Source organism: Amycolatopsis sp. PS_44_ISF1, from assembly GCF_032335455.1.
Classification (GTDB): domain Bacteria; phylum Actinomycetota; class Actinomycetes; order Mycobacteriales; family Pseudonocardiaceae; genus Amycolatopsis.
The window spans coordinates 553,304-574,261 of sequence record NZ_JANUXO010000001.1; the positions used below are offsets into that span (position 1 = coordinate 553,304).

At 75.3% G+C, this 20,958-nt stretch carries 2 protein-coding genes; both read right to left on the reverse strand.

Annotated elements, in window-relative coordinates:
- Positions 1 to 8: 8 nt before the first annotated feature.
- Positions 9 to 5,447: a type I polyketide synthase gene (locus tag NYF13_RS02465; protein WP_315653845.1), complete on the reverse strand. Its 5,439-nt coding sequence runs from the start codon at positions 5,445 to 5,447 to the stop codon at positions 9 to 11.
- A gap of 9 nt (positions 5,448 to 5,456) precedes the next feature.
- Positions 5,457 to 20,927 carry a type I polyketide synthase gene (locus tag NYF13_RS02470; RefSeq protein WP_315653846.1) on the reverse strand — a complete coding sequence of 5,157 codons (15,471 nt, stop codon included), beginning with the start codon at positions 20,925 to 20,927 and terminating at the stop codon, positions 5,457 to 5,459.
- Between the last annotated feature and the right edge of the window lie 31 nt (positions 20,928 to 20,958).

Below are 20,958 nucleotides of genomic sequence, written 5' to 3' on the forward strand. Positions count from 1 at the left end.
CGTGGTGGTCAGTCGAGCCCGTCGACGAGGGCGAACAGCTCCTCGTCGCTGGCGGTGTCGAGGTCTTCGTCGGCGGGGCCCGGGCCGCTGCCCGTCGTCTCCGCCACGCTCAGCAGCTCCCGCAGCCGGACGGTGATCCGGTCCCGCGCCGGGGCTCCGGCACCGGCGATGGCCGCTTCCAGCCCGCTGAGCCCGGCCAGCACCGAGTCGGTGGCCGGGCCTTCCCCGCCGGTCAGTTCGCCACCGAGGTACCGGGCGAGGGCCAGCGGGGTCGGGTGGTCGAACACGAGCGTCGCGGGCAGCTTGAGCCCGGTCGCATCGCGCAGCCGGTTGCGCAGCTCCACCGAGGTCAGCGAGTCGAACCCGGAGTCCTTGAACGCCGTGTCCGCCCGGACCGCGGCCGCGCCGGAGTGCCCGAGCACGATCGCGACCTGGGTGCGCACGACGTCCAGGAGCAGGGCTTCCCGCTGCGGCGGAGCCAGCTTCGCCAGCCGCCGGACCAGCCCGTCGTCCGGGCCGGACGCCGTCTTGGCCTGCTGGCGGCCGACCCGGACCAGTCCGCGCAGCAGCGGCGGCACTGAGGCCCCGGTCGCCGCGTCGGCCCGGGCTTCCCGCAGGTCCAGTTCGACCGGCACCAGCAGCGCCCGGTCCGACGCGAGCGCGGCGTCGAACAGCTCCATGCCGTTCTCGGCGCCGAGACCCACGACACCGCCGCGGCCCTCACGCCGGCTCATCCGGCTCAGCGTGAGCTCGTCGATGGTGTCCGCCATGCCGGTGAGCTCCTGCCACGGTCCCCAGGCCAGCGACTGACCCGGCCGGCCCGCGGCCCGGCGCTGCGCCACCAGCCCGTCGAGGAACGCGTTCGCCGCCGCGTAGCCGCCGCTGCCCGCGCCCATGAAGATCGACGAGGCGGACGAGTACACGACGAACGCGTCGAGGTCCCGGGTCAGCTCGTCCAGGTGCCGGGCGGCGTCGACCTTCGGGGCGAACACGCGGGCCAGCTTGTCCGGGGTCAGCGCCCCGACGACGCCGGCGTCGAACACCCCCGCGGTGTGCACCACCGCGGTCGGGCGGTGCTCCTGGACCAAGGCGGCGGCCTGCGCCCGGTCCGCCACGTCGCAGGCCACCACCGACACCTCGGCGCCCCGCTCGGCGAGCTCGGTGACCAGCTCCGCCACCCCGCCCCCGTCCCGGCCACGGCGGCTGGCCAGCACCAGGCGGCGCACCCCGTGCCGGGCCACCAGGTGGCGGGCCGCGAGCGCGCCCAGCGTCCCGGCGCCCGAGACGAGGACCGTCGAATCCGGGCCGAATCCCGCCGGGGGGTCCGTCGTCCGGGCGACGCGGGCCAAACGGGGCACGGACAGGCTCGTCCCGCGCACCGCGACCTGCGGCTCGCCGGTCGCCAGCACCGCGCCCAGCACCGCTTCCGGCCCGTCGCCGGCCGCGGGGTCGAGGTCCAGCAGGACGATCCGGTCCGGGTTCTCGGTCTGCGCGGCGCGCACCAGACCCCACACCGCCGAGGCGTCCGGGTCGGTCACCGCGCCGTCACCGGCGGGCATCGCGCCCCGGGTGGCCACCACCAGGCGGGCCTCGTCCGGCGCTTCCGTCAGCCACGTCTGCACGACCGCCAGGACCCGCGAGGTCAACGTCAACGCGTCACCGTCGCCGACCGCGGCCAGCACGACCGCCGCGGGCACGTCGGTCAGGGCGGCCACGTCTTCGGCGGTGGCCACCGCCACCCACGCCGGCCCCGGCTCCGCCGCGCCGACCGGCAACTCGGTCCAGGCGACCTCGTACAGGGTCCCGGCCTTCGCCGGGTCGAGCGGCTCGGCGGCCACCTCGCGCAGCACCAGCGAATCCATCGTCAGCACGGGACCGCCGGTTTCGTCGGCCGCCGCCACGGTCATCGACTCCGGCCCCGACACCACCCGGACCCGCAACGCCGACGCGCCCACGGCGTGCAGCACGAGCCCGGTCCACGCGAACGGCATCACCGACCGCCCCGGGCTCCCGTCCGCCGCGGCCGCCGCGGCGACGGTGCCGGTCTGCAACGCCGCGTCCAGCAGGGCCGGGTGCAGGCCGTACGCGGCGGCGGCTTCGCGATGTTCTTCGGGCAGGGCGACCTCGGCGAAGACCTCCTCGCCGCGCTGCCACACCGCCCGCACGCCCTGGAACGCCGGCCCGTAGGCGTAACCGCGGTCGATCAGGTCTTCGTAGAAGCTCCCGGCTTCGACCGGCTCCGCCCCCGGCGGCGGCCACGCGGTGAAGTCGAACCCGGCGGCCGGTCCGGCGGTGGCGGCCAGGGTGCCGGTGGCGTGCCGCGTCCACTCCGGACCGCCGTCCTCGCGCTGGGAGTGGATCTCGACCGGGCGGACGCCGTTCTCGTCCGCGCCGCCCACCGCGACCTGGATCCGCACCCCGCCCCGCTCGGGCACGACGATCGGGGTCTGCGTCGCGAGCTCCTCCAGCACCGGGCAGCCGACCTCGTCGCCGGCCCGCACGGCCAGCTCCACGAGACCGGTGCCGGGGAAGAGCACCACGCCGTTGATCGCGTGGTCGGCCAGCCACGGGTGCGACCGCAGCGACAGCAGCGACGTGCACACCAGCCCGTCCGACTGCGGCAGCCGCACCGCCGCGCTCAGCAGCGGGTGGTCGGTCTTCGCCTGCCCGAGCGCCGTGGCGTCGGACGCCGATTCGGCGGCGGGGAGCCAGTAGTGCCGGTGGTCGAAGGCGTAGGTCGGCAGGTCCACCTGCGCGGCTGCCGCACCGGCCGGCAGCACCGGGGTCCAGTCCACGGCCACGCCGCGCACGAACAGCTCGGCCATCGAGGTGAGCAGCCGCCGCGGGCCGCCGTCCTCGCGGCGCAGGGTGCCGGCCACCACGACCTCGGTCACGGCGGTGTCGCCGGCGTCGTCGGCGAGTTCGCTGATCGGCTGCACGAGCACCGGGTGCGCGCTGACCTCCAGGAAGATCCCGTGCCGCCGGGCCAGCAGATCGGCGAGCGCGGGGCCGAAGCGCACCTGGTCGCGCAGGTTCCGGTACCAGTAGCCGCCGTCCACGACCCCGGCTTCGGTGATCCACTCGCCGGTGACGGTCGACCGGAACGGGATGGCCGGGGCCTGCGCGTCGATCCCGGCCAGAGTCTTGGCGAGGACGTCTTCGATGGCTTCGACGTGCCGGGTGTGCGAGGCGTAGTCCACCGCCACCCGCCGCGCCCGGACCCCGGCGTCGGTCAGCGTCTCCAGCACTTCGTCCAGCGCCCGCGCGTCCCCGGCGACCACCACCGACGACGGACCGTTCACCGCGGCCACCTCGACCCGGTCGGCCCAGGGCCGCAGCCGCGCGAGCGCGTCCTCCTCGCTCAGCGCGACGGACGCCATGCCGCCGCGGCCGGACAACTCGGCGGCGATCGCCCGGCTCCGCACTGCGACCACCCGCGCCGCGTCGTCGAGCGACAACGCACCCGACACGCACGCAGCCGCGATCTCGCCCTGTGAGTGCCCCACGACCGCGTCCGGGCGCACACCGGCCGCCTCCCAGACGGCCGCGAGCGCGACCATCACGGCGAAGCAGGCGGGTTGCAGCACGTCGACCCGGTCCATCAACGCGGGATCGGCGTCACCGCGCAGCACATCGAGCAGCGACCAGTCGATCCACGGCTCCAGCGCGGTCGCGCACTCGTCGATCCGCTCGGCGAACACCGGCGACGATTCGAGCAGCTCCCGGCCCATCCCGGCCCACTGCGTTCCCTGGCCGGGGAACACCCACACGACCTTGCCCGGCGCGCCCACCCGGCCGGTGACGACCCCGGCGGCGTCCTCGCCGCGCGCCAGCGCCCGGAGCCCGGCCACCGCCTCTTCCCGCGAGTCCGCCACCACGACGGCCCGCTCGTCCAGGGCCGCCCGGCCGGTCACCGACGCCCCGGCGACCGCGGCGAGCGGCGCCGGCGTCCGCTCCAGGAAGTCGGCCAGCCGCGCCGCCTGCCCGGCCGGGGACCCGGCCCCGCGGCCCGAGACGACCAGCGGCACCACGCCTTCGGACACGGCGGCGGGAGCCGGTTCTTCCGGCGCTTCTTCGAGGATCAGGTGCGCGTTGGTCCCGCTGACGCCGAACGACGAGACGCCCGCGCGGCGCGGCCGGGCGGTGCGCGGCCACTCCCGCGCCTGCGTCAGCAGCTCCACCGCGCCTTCGGTCCAGTCCACCGCCGTGCTGGCCGCGTCGACGTGCAGGGTGGCCGGCAGCACCTCGTGCCGCAGGGCCATGACCATCTTGATCACCCCCGCGACCCCGGCCGCCGCCTGCGCGTGGCCGATGTTCGACTTCACCGAACCCAGCCACAACGGCTGCTGCGGATCCCGGTCCTGCCCGTAGGTGGCCAGCAACGCCTGTGCCTCGATCGGATCACCCAGCGCGGTCCCGGTGCCATGACCCTCCACAACATCCACATCGGACGGAATCAGCCCCGCCCCCGTCAACGCGCTGCGGATCACCCGCTGCTGCGAAGGACCGTTGGGCGCCGTCAACCCGTTCGACGCACCATCCTGATTCACCGCAGAACCCTTCAGCAGGGCCAAAACCCGGTGCCCGCGCTCCCGCGCCACCGACAACCGCTCCAACACCACCACACCGACGCCCTCGGCCATGCCCATGCCGTCCGCGCCGTCGGCGAACGCCTTGCAGCGCCCGTCCGCCGCCAGGCCCCGCTGCCGCGAGAACACGACGAAGGAGTTGGTGCTCGACATCACCATCGCCCCGCCGGCCAGCGCCATCGAACACTCACCCCGCCGCAACGCCTGCGCGGCCAAGTGCATCGCCACCAGAGACGACGAACAAGCCGTATCGATCGTCACCGCCGGACCCTCGAACCCGAACACGTACGACACCCGGCCCGACGCCACGCTCGACGCCACTCCCGTGCCCGCGAAGCTCTGCATCTCGGGCCCGATCGGTCCGGAGCCGTACCCCTGCGGGGCCGCGCCGACGAACACGCCGACGTCGTCGCCCTTCAGCGACTTCGGATCGACGGCGGCGTGCTCCAACGCCTCCCAGGACGTCTCCAGCAGCAACCGCTGCTGCGGGTCCATCGCCAGCGCCTCCCGCGGCGAGATCCCGAAGAACGCCGCGTCGAACAGCCCCGCGTCGTGCACGAAGCCGCCCTGATCGACGTACGAGGTGCCCTGGTGGTCCGGGTCCGGGTCGAACAGGTTCGCCAGGTCCCAGCCACGGTCGGCCGGGAAGTCCGACACCGCGTCGCCGCCTTCGGACACCAGCCGCCACAGGTCTTCCGGACCGGCGATGCCGCCCGGCAGCCGGCAGGACAGGCCGACGATGGCGATCGGCTCGGTGGCCGCGTCGAGGAGCCGCCGGTTCCGCTTCTTCAGCGTGCCGACTTCCTCCAGCGACTTCCGCAGCGCTTCGACGACCTTCTCATACGACGCACTCACCACATGCCCCTATCACTCTTCGCCGAAAGCCAGTTGCACGAGGTCGTCGACGCCCAGCTCGGCGATCGACCGCTCCTCACCCGCGTCGTCGTCCGCGATCGACACGAGCGCGTACCGCCGCCGGTCCTCGTCCCCGGTCCGCCCGTTCGCGGCGCCGTTCGCCGCCGGCCCCAGGCGCGTGTCCAGGTAGCGCGCGACGGCCAGCGGGGTGGGGTAGTCGAAGACCAGCGTGGCGGGCAGTTTCGACCCGGTCGCCTCGTGCAGCCGGTTGCGCAGCTCCACCGAGGTCAGCGAGTCGAACCCGGTGTCCTTGAACGCCGTGTCCGGGCGCACGGCCTCCGGACCGTCGTAGCCGAGCACCACCGCGACCTGACCGCGCACCACCTCGACCAGCAGCGCCTCCCGGTCGGCCGGGGCGAGCCCCGCCAGCCGGCCGGTCAGCCCGCCGTCCACAGTGGACGCCTTCCGCGCCTGGCTCCGGCCCGGCCGGGCCAGTCCGCGGAAGGGGGCCGGCACCGGGCCCGACCGCAGCGCCGCGAAGTCGAGCTTGACCGGCACCAGCAGCGACTCGTCCGTCCGCAGCCCGAGGTCGAACAGCCGCAGGGCTTCGGCCCGGGTCAGTTCGAGCACGCCGTTGCGGCCGGCCCGGGCGTGGTCGACCTCGCTGAGGTGGGCCGCCATGCCGCTGCTGCGCTCCCACAGGCCCCACGCCAGGGACAGGCCCGGCCGTCCCGCCGCCCGGCGGTTCGCCATCGCCGCGTCCAGGAAGGCGTTCGCCGCCGCGTAGGGACCCTGGCCCCCGCCGCCCAGCACCCCGGCGACGGAGGAGAACACGACGAACGCGCTGAGGTCCCGGTCGCGGGTCAGCTCGTCGAGGTGGGTGACGGCGTCGACCTTGGCCGCGAACACGTTCGCCAGCCGCTGCGGGGTGAGCGCCTCGATCACGCCGTCCTCGAAGACACCGGCCGTGTGCACCACCCCGGTCAGCCCGGGCAGGCCCGCGAGCAGGTCCGCCACCTGGTCGCGGTCGGCGACGTCGCAGGCCGCGAAGGACACTTCCGCGCCTTCGCCGGTCAGTTCGGCGACCAGGTCCTGGGCGCCGTCGGCGGCCGCGCCCTGCCTGCTGGCCAGCACCAGCCGGCGCACCCCGTGCCGCGTCACCAGGTGCCGGGCCACCAGCGTGCCCAGCGATCCCGCGCCCGAAACCAGCACCGTGCTGTCCGGGCCGAACGCGGCCGGCGTTTCCGGGATCGCGGTCACGCGGGCCAGGCGGGGCGCGTGGAAGGTCTTCCCGCGCACCGCGAGCTGTGGTTCACCGGCGGCCAGGGCCGCCCCCAGGATCGGTTCGAACCCGGCGTCGGTGTCCAGCAGGACGATCCGGTCGGGGTGCTCGGCCTGCGCGGACCGGACCAGTCCCCACACCGCGGCCGCGGCCGGGTCGGTCACCGCCCCGTCGCCACCGGCGGGCACCGCGCCGCGGGTGACGACGACCAGCCGCGCATCCTCGAGCGCGGACGCGGCCAGCCACGCCTGGACGACTTCGAGCACCCGGGAGCTCACGGCCAGCGCCGGGTCACCGCCCGCGACCACGACCGCCACCGGCGGGACACCGCCGGACTCCGCCAGGTCTTCGACGTCCTCGGCGGTGTCCACCGGCACCCACCGCGGCCGGTCCGCGGCGGGCACCGACGGCAGCGCGGTCCAGTCCACGCGGAACAGCGCGTCGTGGTCCACCCCGGCCGCGGCCCCCAGTTGCGCGGCCGAAACCGGCCGGGACACCAGGGAGTCCATGGTCAGCACGAGCTCGCCGGTGTCGTCGGCCGCCGCCACCGACACCGTGTCCGGGCCACTCGGCGCGAGCCGGACCCGCAGGGCCGAAGCCCCCGTGGCGTGCAGCACCAGGCCGTTCCAGGCGAACGCGAGCACCGGCTCACCGGGCTCGTCGCCGCCCACGGCCGTCGCGGCTTGCAGGGCCGCGTCGAGCAGCGCGGGGTGGAGCCCGAACCGGCCGGCGTCCGGGCTCAGGTCCTCCGGCAGGGCGACCTCGGCGAAGACTTCGCCCTCGCGCCGCCACACGGCCCGAAGCCCCTGGAACGCCGGACCGTAGCCGTATCCGCGTTCGGCCAGGCCCGGGTAGAAAGCCTCGACGTCGACCCGTTCGGCGCCCGGGGGCGGCCAGGCGTGGAAGTCGAACCCGGCGTCCCCGGCGGGCGCGGACGACAGCGCGCCGGTGGCGTGCCGCGTCCACGGCCCGCTGCCGCCGTCGCGCTGGGAGTAGACCTCCACCGGGCGAGCGCCGGTCTCGTCCGGCCCGCCCAGCGTGACCTGGACCCGGACCCCGCCCTGCGCGGGCACGACCAGCGGGGCCTCGATGACCAGCTCGTCGAGCGCGGTGCAGCCGGCCTCGTCCCCGGCCCGCACGGCCAGTTCGGCCAGCCCGGAACCGGGGAGGAGCACCACGCCGCCGACCGCGTGGTCGGCGAGCCACGGGTGCGTCCGCACCGAGAGCCGCGAGGTGAACGCCAGCCCGTCGGACTGCGGCAGCGGCACGACCGCGCCGAGCAGCGGGTGCCCGGCCGCCGTCTGGCCCAGCGAGGCCGCGTCGGTCGCCGGCTCGGCGGGCCGCAGCCAGTAGTGCCGGTGGTCGAAGGCGTAGGTCGGCAGGTCCACCCGGGCCACCCCACCGGGCAGCACGGCGGTCCAGTCGACCGCCACCCCGCGGACGAACAGCTCGGCCATCGAGGTGAGCAGGCGGCGCAGTCCGCCGTCCTCGCGCCGCAGCGAGCCGGCCACGACCACTTCGGCGGGGCCCGCGACGTCGTCGGCGCTCTCGCTGATCGGCTGGACGAGCACCGGGTGCGGACTGAGCTCGACGAACACGCCGTGCCCCTGCCGCAGGAGTTCCGCCACCGCGGGGCCGAAGCCGACCCGGTTGCGCAGGTTCCGGTACCAGTAGCCGCCGTCGACGACCCCGGCTTCGGTGATCCAGTCGCCGGTGACGGTGGAGAAGAACGGCACCGCCGGGGCCTGGGCCGAGAGCCCGCCGAGGGTCTCGGCCAGCAGGTCCTCGATGGCCTCGACCTGGTGGGTGTGGGACCCGTAGTCCACGGCCACCCGCCGCACGCGGACGCCTTCGGCGGTCCACGCCTCGACGATCTCGTCGAGGGCGCGGGCCTCCCCGGCGATCACCACGGACGTCGGGCTGTTCACCGCGGCCACCTGGACCCGGTCCGCCCACGGCGTCAGCCGCCCGGCCGCGTCCGCCTCGCTCAGCGCGACCGAGGCCATGCCGCCGAGCCCGGCCAGCCGGGTGGCGATGGCCTGGCTGCGCAGCGCGACCACCTTGGCCGCGTCCGGCAGCGACAGCGCCCCCGAAACGCAGGCCGCGGCGATCTCGCCCTGGGAGTGCCCCAGCACCGCGTCCGGCCGGAGGCCGGCCGCCTGCCACACCGCGGCCAGGCCGACCATCATCGCGAAACTGGCCGGCTGCAGCACCTCGACCCGGTCCAGCCGGTCGGATTCGCCGCGCAGCACGTCGAGCAGGGACCAGTCGACCCACGGGTCCAGCGCGGCCGCGCACTCGGCGACGCGCGCGGCGAACACCGGCGAGGACTCCAGCAGCTCCCGGCCCATGCCGGCCCACTGGGCGCCCTGCCCGGGGAACACCCAGACCACCTTGCCCGGCGCGCCCGCCCGGCCGGTCACCACCGCGGCGGTGTCCTCGCCCCCGGCCAGCTCGGCCAGTCCAGCCACGGCTTCGTCGCGGGAACCCGCGACCACCACGGCCCGCTCGGTCAACGCGGCGCGATGGGTGACCAGCGCCCGCGCCACTCCCGCCACCGGCTCGTCCGCCGCCAGGGCAGCGGCGAGCCGCCCGGCCTGCACGGCCAGGGAAGTGGTGCTGCGCGCGGAAACCACGACCGGCAGTACCGCCGCGGGGCCGTCCTCGGCCGGCTCGGGGTCCCCGGGTGGCGCTTCCTCCAGGATGAGGTGCGCGTTCGTGCCGCTGACGCCGAACGCCGACACCCCGGCCCGGCGCGGGCGCCCGCCCCGCGGCCACGCCCGCGCTTCGGTCAGCAGCTCGACCGCGCCCGCCGACCAGTCCACCTCCGGCGTCGGCTCGTCGACGTGCAGCGTCGGCGGCAGCACTTCGTGCCGCAGGGCCTGCACCATCTTGATCACCCCGGCGACCCCGGCCGCGGCCTGCGCGTGGCCGATGTTCGACTTCAGGGAACCCAGCCACAGCGGCGTTTCCCGGCCCTGGCCGTAGGCGGCCAGCACCGCCTGCGCCTCGATCGGGTCGCCCAGCGTGGTCCCGGTCCCGTGGCCCTCGACGACGTCCACATCGGACGGACCCAGCCCCGCGCTCGCCAGCGCCCGGCGGATCACCCGCTGCTGCGAAGGACCGTTCGGCGCGGTCAGCCCGTTCGACGCACCGTCCTGGTTCACCGCGGAACCCCGCAGCACCGCCAGTACCCGGTGACCACGCTCGCGCGCCACCGAAAGCCGCTCCAGCACCACCACCCCGACGCCCTCGGCCCAGCCGGTGCCGTCGGCCGCCGCGGCGAACGCCTTGCAGCGCCCGTCGGCGGCGAGCCCCCGCTGACGCGAGAACTCCACGAACGCACCGGGGTTCGCCATCACCGTCGCACCACCGGCCAGGGCCATCGAGCACTCACCGGACCGCAGCGACTGGGCCGCCAGGTGCATCGCCACCAGCGAAGACGAACACGCCGAGTCGATCGTCACCGCCGGGCCCTCGAAGCCGAACACGTACGACACCCGGCCCGACGCCACGCTCGACGAGCCGCCGGTCCCCGCGAAACCCTCCAGCTCCGGCGTGACGACGCTGTCCCCGGGGGCGACGTAGCCCTGGCCGAACATGCCGGTGAACACCCCGACGTCGTTGCCCTTCAGGGCGAGCGGGTCGACCCCGGCGTCCTCCATGGCCTCCCACGAGGTCTCCAGCAGCAACCGCTGCTGCGGGTCCATCGCGACCGCTTCACGCGGCGAGATGCCGAAGAAGCCGGCGTCGAACAGGCCCGCCTCGTGCAGGAAACCGCCGTGGCGCGTGTAGGTCTTGCCCGGGCGCGCCGGGTCGGGGTCGTACAGGTTCTCCAGGTCCCAGCCACGGTCGGTGGGGAAGCCCGACACCGCGTCCCGGCGTTCGGCCACCAGCCGCCACAGGTCCTCGGGGCCCGTGACGCCGCCGGGCAGGCGGCAGGCCATGCCGACGATGGCGATCGCCTCGTCGGCCGGGACCGCCGCGGTCACCGGGACCGCGGGTCCCCGGGCCCCGCCACCGAGCTCGTCGCGCAGGAACCGGGCGAGGGCCTGCGGGTTCGGGTAGTCGAAGACCAGCGTCGCGGGCAGCTTCAGCCCGGTGGCGGCCCGCATCCGGTTGCGCAGCTCGACCGCGGTCAGCGAGTCGAACCCGGCGTCCTTGAACGCCGTGTCCACGCGGACTCCGCTGGCGTCGGCGTGCCCGAGCACCGCCGCCACCTGGGCCCGGACCAGGTCCAGGAGCAGGGTGAGCTGGTCCGCCGGAGTGCGCCCGGCCAGACCGGAGTCCACTGTGGAGCCCGCCTGGGCCTGCTGCCGGCCCGAGCGGACCAGTCCGCGCAGCAGGTGCGGCACCACCGTGCCCGCGGCGACGTCGGCGCGCACGCCGCGCAGGTCCAGCTTGGCCGGTACCAGCAGGGATTCGCCCGACCACAGGGCCGCGTCGAACAGGTCCATGCCTTCGTCCTGCGTCATGATCTGCAGCCCGCCGCGCCGGCTCATCCGGGCCCGGGTGGCTTCGTCGGTGTTGGCCGCCATGCCGGTGCTCTGGTCCCACAGGCCCCACGCCAGCGACAGACCCGGCAGACCCGCCGCCCGACGATTCGCCATCAACCCGTCCAAGAACGCATTCGCCGCCGCGTAACTCCCACTACCCGCACCCATGAACACCGCCGAAACCGAGGAATAGACCACAAAAGCATCCAGATCCACACCCCGCGTCAGCTCGTCCAGGTGCGACACCGCATCCACCTTCGGCGCGAACACCCGGGCCAGCCGCTGCGCGTCCAGCGTCTCGATCACCCCGGCGTCCAGGACCCCGGCCGTGTGCACCACGGCGGTCGGCCGGTGCTCGGCGAGCAGCGCCGCCACCTGGTCGCGATCGGCCAGGTCGCACTCCGCCACGGTGACCTCCGCGCCCTGGCCGGTCAGCTCGGCGACCAGCTCGGCCACCCCGCCGGCCGCCCGGCCCCGCCGGGACGCCAGCACCAGGCGCCGCACGCCGTGCCGCTCGACCAGGCGCCGGGCCGCCAGCCCACCGAGCGCACCCGCGCCCGAGACGAGCACCGTCCCGTCCGCGCGGAACCCGCCGGAGCCGGTCCCGGCCCGCTCCACCCGGGCGATGCGGGGCACGAAGAACGCACCGCCGCGGACCGCGACCTGCGGCTCGTCCAGGGGCGGCACCGGGTTCGCCGGCACCTCGCCGTCGACGTCCAGCAGCACGATCCGGTCCGGGTTCTCCGCCTGCGCGGCCCGGACCAGACCCCAGACGGCCGCCCCGGCGGGGTCGGTCACGAAGCCGTCGCCGGCCGGGACCGCGCCGCGGGTGGCCACGACCAAGCGGGCTTCGTCCGCCGCGTCGGCGAGCCACGCCTGCACGGCCGAGAGGACCCGGCTGGTCAGCCCGAGCGGGGTTTCCCCGTCGCCGAACGCCTCGATCACCTCGACCGGCGCCGTCGCCGGCGCGGCGGCCGGGGCGGGCACCTCGGTCCAGCCGACCCGGAACAGCGATCCCACCCGGCCCGGCCCGCCGGACACCGCCCGGAACGCCACCGCGTCCGCGGTGAGCACGCCACCCCCGGCCTCGTCCGCCGCTTCCAGCGCGACTCCGGCTTCCCCGGGCACCAGCCGCACCCGCAGCGCCGTGGCGCCCGCGGCGTGCAGGGTCACACCGGTCCAGTCCGCCGCTGCTTCGCCGTCCGGCCGCACCGGGCTCAGTGCCGCGTCCAGCAGGGCGGGGTGGAGACCGAACTCGGCGGCGTGCTGCTCCGCCGGCAGCGCGACCTCGGCGAAGGTCTCCTCGCCGCGCCGCCAGACCGCCCGCACGCCCACGTCGGCGATCTCGACTGGCTGCGCACCGGCGGGCGGCCAAGCGGTGAAATCGAACCCTCCGCGCGCCGCGGCGGTGGCCGAAAGGTGCCCGGTGGCGTGCCGGGTCCAGCTACCGTCGTCGTCTTCGCGCCGCGAGTAGACCTCCACCGTGCGCGCGCCGGTTTCGCCGGGCCCGCTCAGCGCGACCTGCACCCGCAGGCCCCCGGACCCGGGCAGGGCGAGCGGCGACTCGACGGTGAGGTCGTCGAGGACCGGGCTCCCGGCTTCGTCCCCGGCGCGCACGGCCAGCTCGACCAGAGCGGCGCTCGGGACGGTCTCGGCCAGCCAGGGGTGCGTCCGCGCCGAGAGCCGCGAGGTGAACACCAGGCCGCCGGACTGCGGCAGCGGCACGACCGCGCCCAGCAGCGGGTGGTCCGCCCCGGCCAGCCCCAGCGAGGGGGCGTCCACCCCGGTCGGCGGGTTGAGCCAGTAGTGCTGGTGATCGAAGGCGTACGTCGGCAGGTCCACCCCGCCGTCGGCGGCCGGGAGCACGCCGCTCCAGTCGAGCGCGACCCCGCGCACGAACAGCTCGGCCATCGACGTCAGCAGCCGCCGCGGGCCACCGTCGGACCGCCGCAGCGTGCCGGCGACCACGGCGTCCACCTCGCTGCCGTCGGTGCCATCGGTGCCATCGGCGGCATCGATCACGTCGGTGATCGGCTGGACCAGCACCGGATGGGCGCTGACCTCCACGAACACCCCGTGGCCCAGGGACAGCAGCTCGGCCACGGCCGGGCCGAACCCCACCCGGTTGCGCAGGTTCCGGTACCAGTACCCGCCGTCGACGACCCCGGCCTCGGTGACCCACTCACCGGTCACAGTGGAGAAGAACGGCACCAACGGCGCCTTCGCCTCGATCCCGGCGAGCGAACCGGCGAGCGTGTCACGGATGTCCTCGACGTGCCGAGTGTGCGAGGCGTAGTCCACCGCCACCCGCCGGCCGGAAAGCGCTTCAACCGCTTCGGTCAGCGCTTCGGCGTCTCCGGCGATCACCACCGAAGACGGCCCGTTGACCGCCGCCACCTCGACCCGGCCGTCCCACGGCGCCAGCCGGGCCAGGGTGTCGCCGAGACTCAGCGCGACCGAGGCCATGCCACCCCGGCCGGACAGCCGCGCGGCGATCGCCTGGCTGCGCAACGCGACCACCTTGGCCGCGTCGTCGAGGGAAAGCGCCCCCGAGACGCAGGCCGCGGCGATCTCACCCTGGGAGTGCCCCAGCACGGCGTCGGGCACCATCCCCACCGACGCCCAGACCGCGGCGAGCCCGACCATCACGGCGAAGCAGGCGGGCTGGAGCACGTCGACCCGCTCCATCTGCGCCGGGTCGGACTCGCCCCGCAGCACGTCCAGCAGCGACCAGTCGATCCACGGCGCCAGCGCGGCAGCGCACTCGTCGACCCGCTCGGCGAACACCGGCGACGATTCGAGCAGCTCCCGGCCCATCCCGGCCCACTGCGTCCCCTGCCCGGGAAACACCCACACGACCTTGCCGGGCACGCCCGCGCTACCGGTCACCACGCCGGCCGCGGTTTCGCCGCGGGCCAGCGCACCGAGCCCGGCCCGCGCCTCCTCGGCCGAATCCGCCACGACGACGGCCCGGTCGGTCAGCACCGCGCGGGTCGACAGCAGCGCCCCCGCGACCGGGGTCAGCGGGACGTCGCCGTCGAGGAACTCCGCCAGCCGCCCGGCCTGTCCCGCCAGGGAACCGGCGCTGCGCGCGGACACCACCACCGGCACCACGGCGTCGGGCCCGCCGGCCACGGGGGCTTCGCCGCCCGGGGCCTCTTCGAGGATCAGGTGCGCATTCGTCCCGCTGATGCCGAAGGACGAGACGCCCGCCCGGCGCGGCCGCCCGTTCGGCGTCCACTCCCGGGGCTCGGTCAGCAGTTCCACCGCACCGGCCGACCAGTCGACCTGCTTGGTGCGCTCCCGCGCGTGCAGGGTCGGCGGCATCGCGTTGTGCCGCAGCGCCTGGACCATCTTGATCACGGCCGCCACCCCGGCCGCGGCCTGCGTGTGACCGATGTTCGACTTCAGCGAACCCAGCCACAACGGCCGCTGCGGGTCGCGGCCCTTCCCGTAGGTGGCCAGCAACGCCTGCGCCTCGATCGGGTCCCCCAGCGCGGTCCCGGTGCCGTGCGCCTCCACGACGTCCACATCGGACGGTGCCAGTCCGGCGCTGCCCAGTGCGCTGCGGATGACCCGCTGCTGCGACGGGCCGTTCGGCGCGGTGAGCCCGTTCGACGCGCCGTCCTGGTTGACCGCGCTGCCGCGAAGCACGGCCAAAACCCGGTGGCCGCGTTCGCGGGCCACCGAAAGCCGTTCGAGCACCACGATGCCGACCCCCTCGGACAGCACGGTGCCGTCCGCGCCGTCCGCGAACGCCTTGACCCGCCCGTCCCCGGCCACGCCCCGCTGCCGCGACATGCCGATGACCCCGATCGGCGAACCCATCACGGCGACCCCGCCGGCCAGCGCCATCGAACACTCGCCCTGGCGCAGCGCCTGCGTGGCCAGGTGGATCGCCACCAGCGAAGACGAACACGCCGTGTCCACGGTGACCGCCGGGCCCTCGAAGCCGAACGAGTAGGACACCCGGCCCGAGGCGACGCTGCCCGCGGTGGCCGTGGTGACGAAGCCTTCGAGCTCCGCGGGCATGTTGCTCAGGGACTCGAGGTAGTCGTGGATGGAGACTCCGGAGAACACGCCGACGTCCTTGCCCCGGGTCCGGGTCGGGTCGATGCCCGCGCGCTCCAGGGCTTCCCACGACGCCTCCAGCAGCAGCCGCTGCTGCGGGTCCATGGCGAGCGCCTCGCGCGGTGAAATCCCGAAGAACCCCGGGTCGAACAGCGCGGCCTCGTGCAGGAAGCCGCCCTGGCTGACGTAGGCCGTGCCCGGGCGGTCCGGGTCGGTGTCGAACAGGCCCTCCAGGTCCCAGCCGCGGTCACCGGGGAAGGGCGACATCCCTTCTCGGCCCTCGGACACGAGCCGCCACAGGTCCTCGGGGTTGAGCACCCCGCCGGGCAGCCGGCACGCCATCCCGACGATCGCGATCGGTTCGCCCGCGTCGACCGCCGCCGGGACCGCGGCCGGCGCGTCGGCGACCGCGTCGCCGAGCTCCTCGCGCAGGTGCCGGGCCAGCGCCACCGGCGTCGGGTAGTCGAAGACCAGCGTGGCGGGCAGTTTGACGCCGGTGGCCGCGCTCAGCCGGTTCCGCAGCTCGACGGCGGTCAGCGAGTCGAAGCCGAGGTCGGTGAACCCGCGGGTGCCCTGCGCCAGCTCGGGGGCGCTGAAGCCGAGCACCGCGGTCGCCTCGGTCTGGACCACCCCGAGCAGGACGCTCTCCTGCTCCTCCGGGGACAACCCGGCGAGCCGGCCGGCCACGCCGCCGCCGGCGGCGGCACTCACCCGCGCCACCCGGCGACCGGCGCGGACCAGTCCACGCAGCAGGTGCGGGACCTCCCCGCCGGCCGTGGCCTGGCCCCGCAGGGACTTGAGGTCCAGCTTGATCGGCACCAGCAGCGACTGCTCGGCCCGCAGGCCGAAGTCGAAGATCTCCAGCCCTTCGGCCGGGGTCAGCGGCAGCACGCCACCCCGGCTCATCCGGGCCTGGTCGACGGCGCTGAGGTGCGCGGTCAGGCCGTCGGACTGCTCCCACAGGCCCCACGCCAGCGACACACCGGGCCGCCCCGCCGCCCGGCGCGCGGCCATCAGGCCGTCCAGGAAGGCGTTGGCCGCCGCGTAGTTGCCCTGCCCGGCCGAGCCCATCAGGGCCGCCGCGGAGGAGAACACCACGAAGGCGTCGAGGTCGGTGTCCCGGGTCAGCTCGTCGAGGTGGCGGACCGCGTCGACCTTGGGCGCGAACACCCCGGCCAGCCGCTCCCGGTTCAGCGTTCCGAGGACGCCGTCGTCGAGCAGGCCCGCCAGGTGCACCACGGCGGTCGGCCGGTGCTCGTCGAGCAGCGCGGCCACCTGGTCGCGGTCGGCGACGTCGCACGCCGCCAGCGACACGGTCGCGCCCTGCTCGGCCAGCTCGGCGGCCAGCCGCTCCGCGCCGTCGGCGGCCGCACCGCGCCGGCTGGCCAGGACCAGCCCGCGGACCCCGTGCCGGGCCACCAGGTGCCGGGCCACGAGGGCACCCAGCGAACCGGTGCCCCCGGTGATCAGGACCGTCCCTTCCGGACGGAACCCGGCGGGCTCCCCCGGGGCCCGGCCGGCGGCCCGCACCAGCCGCGGGACGAGGACCACCCCGCCGCGCACGGCGACCTGCGGCTCACCACTGGCCAGCACCGCACCCAGCCGCGATTCCGCGGCGGTGTCGTTGTCGGCCAGCACGATCCGGCCGGGGTTCTCGGCCTGCGCGGCCCGCAGCAGGCCCCACACCGCGGCGGCGGCCGGGTCGGTGACCCCGCCGTCGCCGGCGGGCACCGCGCCCCGCGTCACCACGACCAGTCGCGCGGACCCGGCCGCCGAGACGAGCCACGCCTGCACGACTTCCAGCACCCGGGTGGTGAGGTCCAGCGGGCTCTGCCCGCCGCCGAAGGCCGCGAGCACCGCGACCGGGACCGTCAACGCGGCCACGTCGTCAGCCGAGGCCACCGACTCCCACTCCGGCGCGGGCGCGTCCTCGACCGGCGGCAGCGCCGTCCACTCCACCTCGAACAGCGAGTCGCGTTCCTCGACCGCCGCCGTCTCCAGCTGTTCGGCGGCGACCTCGCGGGACACGAGCGAGTCCATCGTGACGACCAGAGCACCGGTCTCGTCGGCGGCCTGGAAGCTCAGCGCGTCCGGACCACCAGGCGCGACCCGCACCCGCAGGGCCGACGCGCCCACCGCGTGCAGCACCAAGCCGTTCCACGCGAAGGGCAGCACCCGGCGTTCGTCGTCCGGGTCGGCGAAGGCGTTGGTGTGCAGGGCGGCGTCGAGCAGCGCCGGGTGGAGGCCGAACTTCCCGGCGTCCTCCCGGTTCTCCTCGGGCAGCGCGACCTCGGCGAAGACCTCGTCCCCGCGCCGCCAGACCGCGCGCATCCCCTGGAAGACGCCGGTGTAGGCGTACCCGCGCTCGATCAGGTCGGGGTAGAAGCTCCCGACGTCGACCGGCTCCGCGCCGGCGGGCGGCCAGGCGGCGAAGTCGACGGCCGGGACCGCGGCTCCCGCCGGCGACGAGGCGCCCAGCAGGCCGGTGGCGTGCCGCGTCCACTCCTCTCCGGTGGCGTCCTCCCGCAGGGAGAACACGTCCACCGCACGCGAACCGGTCTCGTTCGGCCCGCTGACCGCGACCTGCACGCGGACCCCGCCGCGCTCGGCCAGGATCAGCGGTGCCTCGATCACCAGCTCTTCCAGCACGCCGAAGCCCAGCTCGTCCCCGGCCCGCAGCGCCAGGTCGACGTACACCGTGCCGGGCACGAGCACGACCCCGCCGATCGCGTGCCCGGCCAGCCAGGCGTGCGTCCGCAGCGACAGCCGCGAGGTGAACACCAGCCCGTCGGACTGCGGCAGCGGGACGACCGCGCCCAGCAGCGGGTGGTCCGCCCCGGCCAGGCCCAGCGACGCGGCGTCGGTCGCGGACTCGCCCATCCGGATCCAGTAGTGCTGGTGGTCGAAGGCGTAGGTCGGCAGGTCGACCCGGTTCGACGGCGGCACCAGGCCCGACCAGTCGAGCGCGATCCCGCGCACGAACAGCTCGGCCATCGAGGCCAGCAGCCGCCGCGGTCCGCCGTCGGCGCGGCGCAGCGTGCCGGTGACCACGGCTTCGGTGTCGTCGACGATCCCACTGATCGGCTGGACCAGCACGGGGTGCGCGCTGACCTCGACGAACACCCGGTGCCCCTGCTCGACCAGCTCGGTCACCGCCGGGCCGAACCGCACCTGGCGCCGCAGGTTCCGGTACCAGTACCCGCCGTCCAGCACCCCGGCCTCGGCCACCCAGTGGCCGGTGACGGTCGAGTAGAACGGGATTTCCGGGGCCTGCGCCCGGATCCCGGCCAGCATCTCGGCGATGGTGTCGCGTGCGGCTTCCACGTGCCGGGTGTGGGAGGCGTAGTCGACCGCGACCCGCCGGACCCGCACGCCCTGGTCGTCGAGCACGTCGAGGACCTCGTCCAGCGCCTCCGCGTCGCCGGCGAGCACCACCGACGCCGGTCCGTTCACGGCCGCGACCTCGACCCGGTCCGCCCACGGGCCCAGCCGGGCGACGGCGTCCTCCTCGCCCAGCGCGACCGACGCCATCCCGCCGCGGCCGGACAGGTCCGCCGCGATCGCCTGGCTGCGCAGGGCGACCACCTTCGCCGCGTCGTCGAGGGACAGCGCCCCGCAGATGCAGGCCGCGGCGATCTCGCCCTGGGAGTGCCCGAGCACGGCGTCCGGCCGGACACCCACCGAAGCCCAGACCGCGGCGAGGCCGAGCATCACGGCGAAGCTCGCCGGCTGCACGACGTCGACCCGGTCCAGGAGGTCGACGTCCCCGCGCAGCACGTCGATCAGCGACCAGTCCACCCACCGGTCCAGCGCGGCGGCGCACTCGGCGATCCGCGCCGCGAACACCGGCGAGGAGTCGAGCAGCTCCCGGCCCATCCCGGCCCACTGCGTCCCCTGCCCGGGGAACACCCACACGACCTTGCCCGGGGTCACCGTCTCGGCGCCACCGGAGTGCAGCCCGGGCGCGTGCTCACTGCGGGCCAGGGCTCGCAACGCGGTCCGCGCCTCGGTGGCCGACCCGGCCACCACGACCGCGCGCTCACCCAGCACCGCGCGCCCGGTCACCAGGGTTCCGGCCACGTCGGCCAGCGCGGTTGCCGGGTTGTCGTCGAGGAAGTCCGCCAGCCGCCCGGCCTGGGCCGCCAGCGAAGCGGCGCTCGCCGACGAAACCACCAGCGGCACGGCCTGCGCCACGTCCGATGTGGACTCGACCGTGGACTCGACCGCGGACTCGGCACCTGAGTCCACAGTGGATGGTGTTTCCTCCAGGATCAGGTGCGCGTTGGTGCCGCTGGCCCCGAAGGAGGAGATCCCGGCTCGACGCGGACGGCCGTTCGCGGGCCACTCGCGGGCCCGGGTCAGCAGCTCGACCTGGCCCGCCGTCCAGTCCACCTGGGGCGTGGGCGAGTCGACGTGCCGGGTCGCCGGCAGCACGCCGTGCCGCAGCGCCTGCACCATCTTGATCACCCCGGCCACGCCGGACGCCGCCTGCGTGTGCCCGACGACGGACTTGACCGAGCCGAGCCACAGCGGCTCGTCGCGGTCCTGGCCGTAGGTGGCCAGCAGGGCCTGCACCTCGATCGGGTCGCCCAGCACCGTTCCGGTGCCGTGGCCCTCGACGGCGTCCACGTCGGACGGCGTCAGCCCGGCGCCGGCCAGCGCCTTGCGGATGACCCGCTGCTGGGCCGGGCCGTTGGGCGCGGTGAGGCCGTTCGACGCGCCGTCCTGGTTCAGCGCGCTGCCGCGGATCACCGCGAGCACCTGGTGCCCCTTCTCCTGCGCCACCGAGAGCCGCTCCAGCAGCAGCACGCCGACGCCCTCGGCCCAGCTCGAGCCGTCGGCCGCGGTGGCGTAGGACTTGCAGCGCCCGTCGAAAGCCAGGGCCCGCTGCCGCGCGAAGCCGACGAACCCGCCCGGCGTGGACATGACCGTCGAGCCGCCCGCGAGCGCCGCCGAGCACTCGCCCCGGCGCAGGGCCTGCGCGGCGAGGTGGATGGCCACCAGCGACGAGGAGCACATCGTGTCGACGGTGACTGCGGGACCTTCGAGCCCGAGCGTGTAGGCGACCCGGCCGGACGCCACGCCGCCCGCGGTGCCCAGGGCGCGCTCCAGGCTCATGAACCCTTCGAAGCCGCTGAGGTCCGGCGCGTAGTCCTGGTGCACGACCCCGGCGAACACGCCGGTGTCGGTGCCCCGCATCGAGTGCGGGTCGAGGCCCGCCCGCTCCAGGGCTTCCCACGAGACCTCCAGCAACTGCCGCTGCTGCGGGTCCATGGCCAGGGCCTCCCGCGGCGAGATGCCGAAGAACCCGGCGTCGAACTGCGCCGCGTCGTGCAGGAAGGCGCCCTCCCGCACGTAGGTCGTGCCGGGGTTGTCGGGGTCCGGGTGGTACAGACCTTCGAGGTCCCAGCCGCGGTCGGTCGGGAATCCGGTGTAGACGTCGGTGCCGTCGGTCACCACGCGCCAGAAGTCCTCCGGGTTGCGGATCCCGCCGGCGTAGCGGCACGCCATCGAAACGATGGCGATCGGCTCCGCGGCGACCGCCGCGAGCGCGCTGTTCTCCTGCTCGAGCCGGACGTTCTCCTTCAGTGAAGCGCGCAGTGCCTCAACGATCTGCTCGTTCGGCGCCGACATATCCGTCCTCCACGATTCGTTGACCATCGGC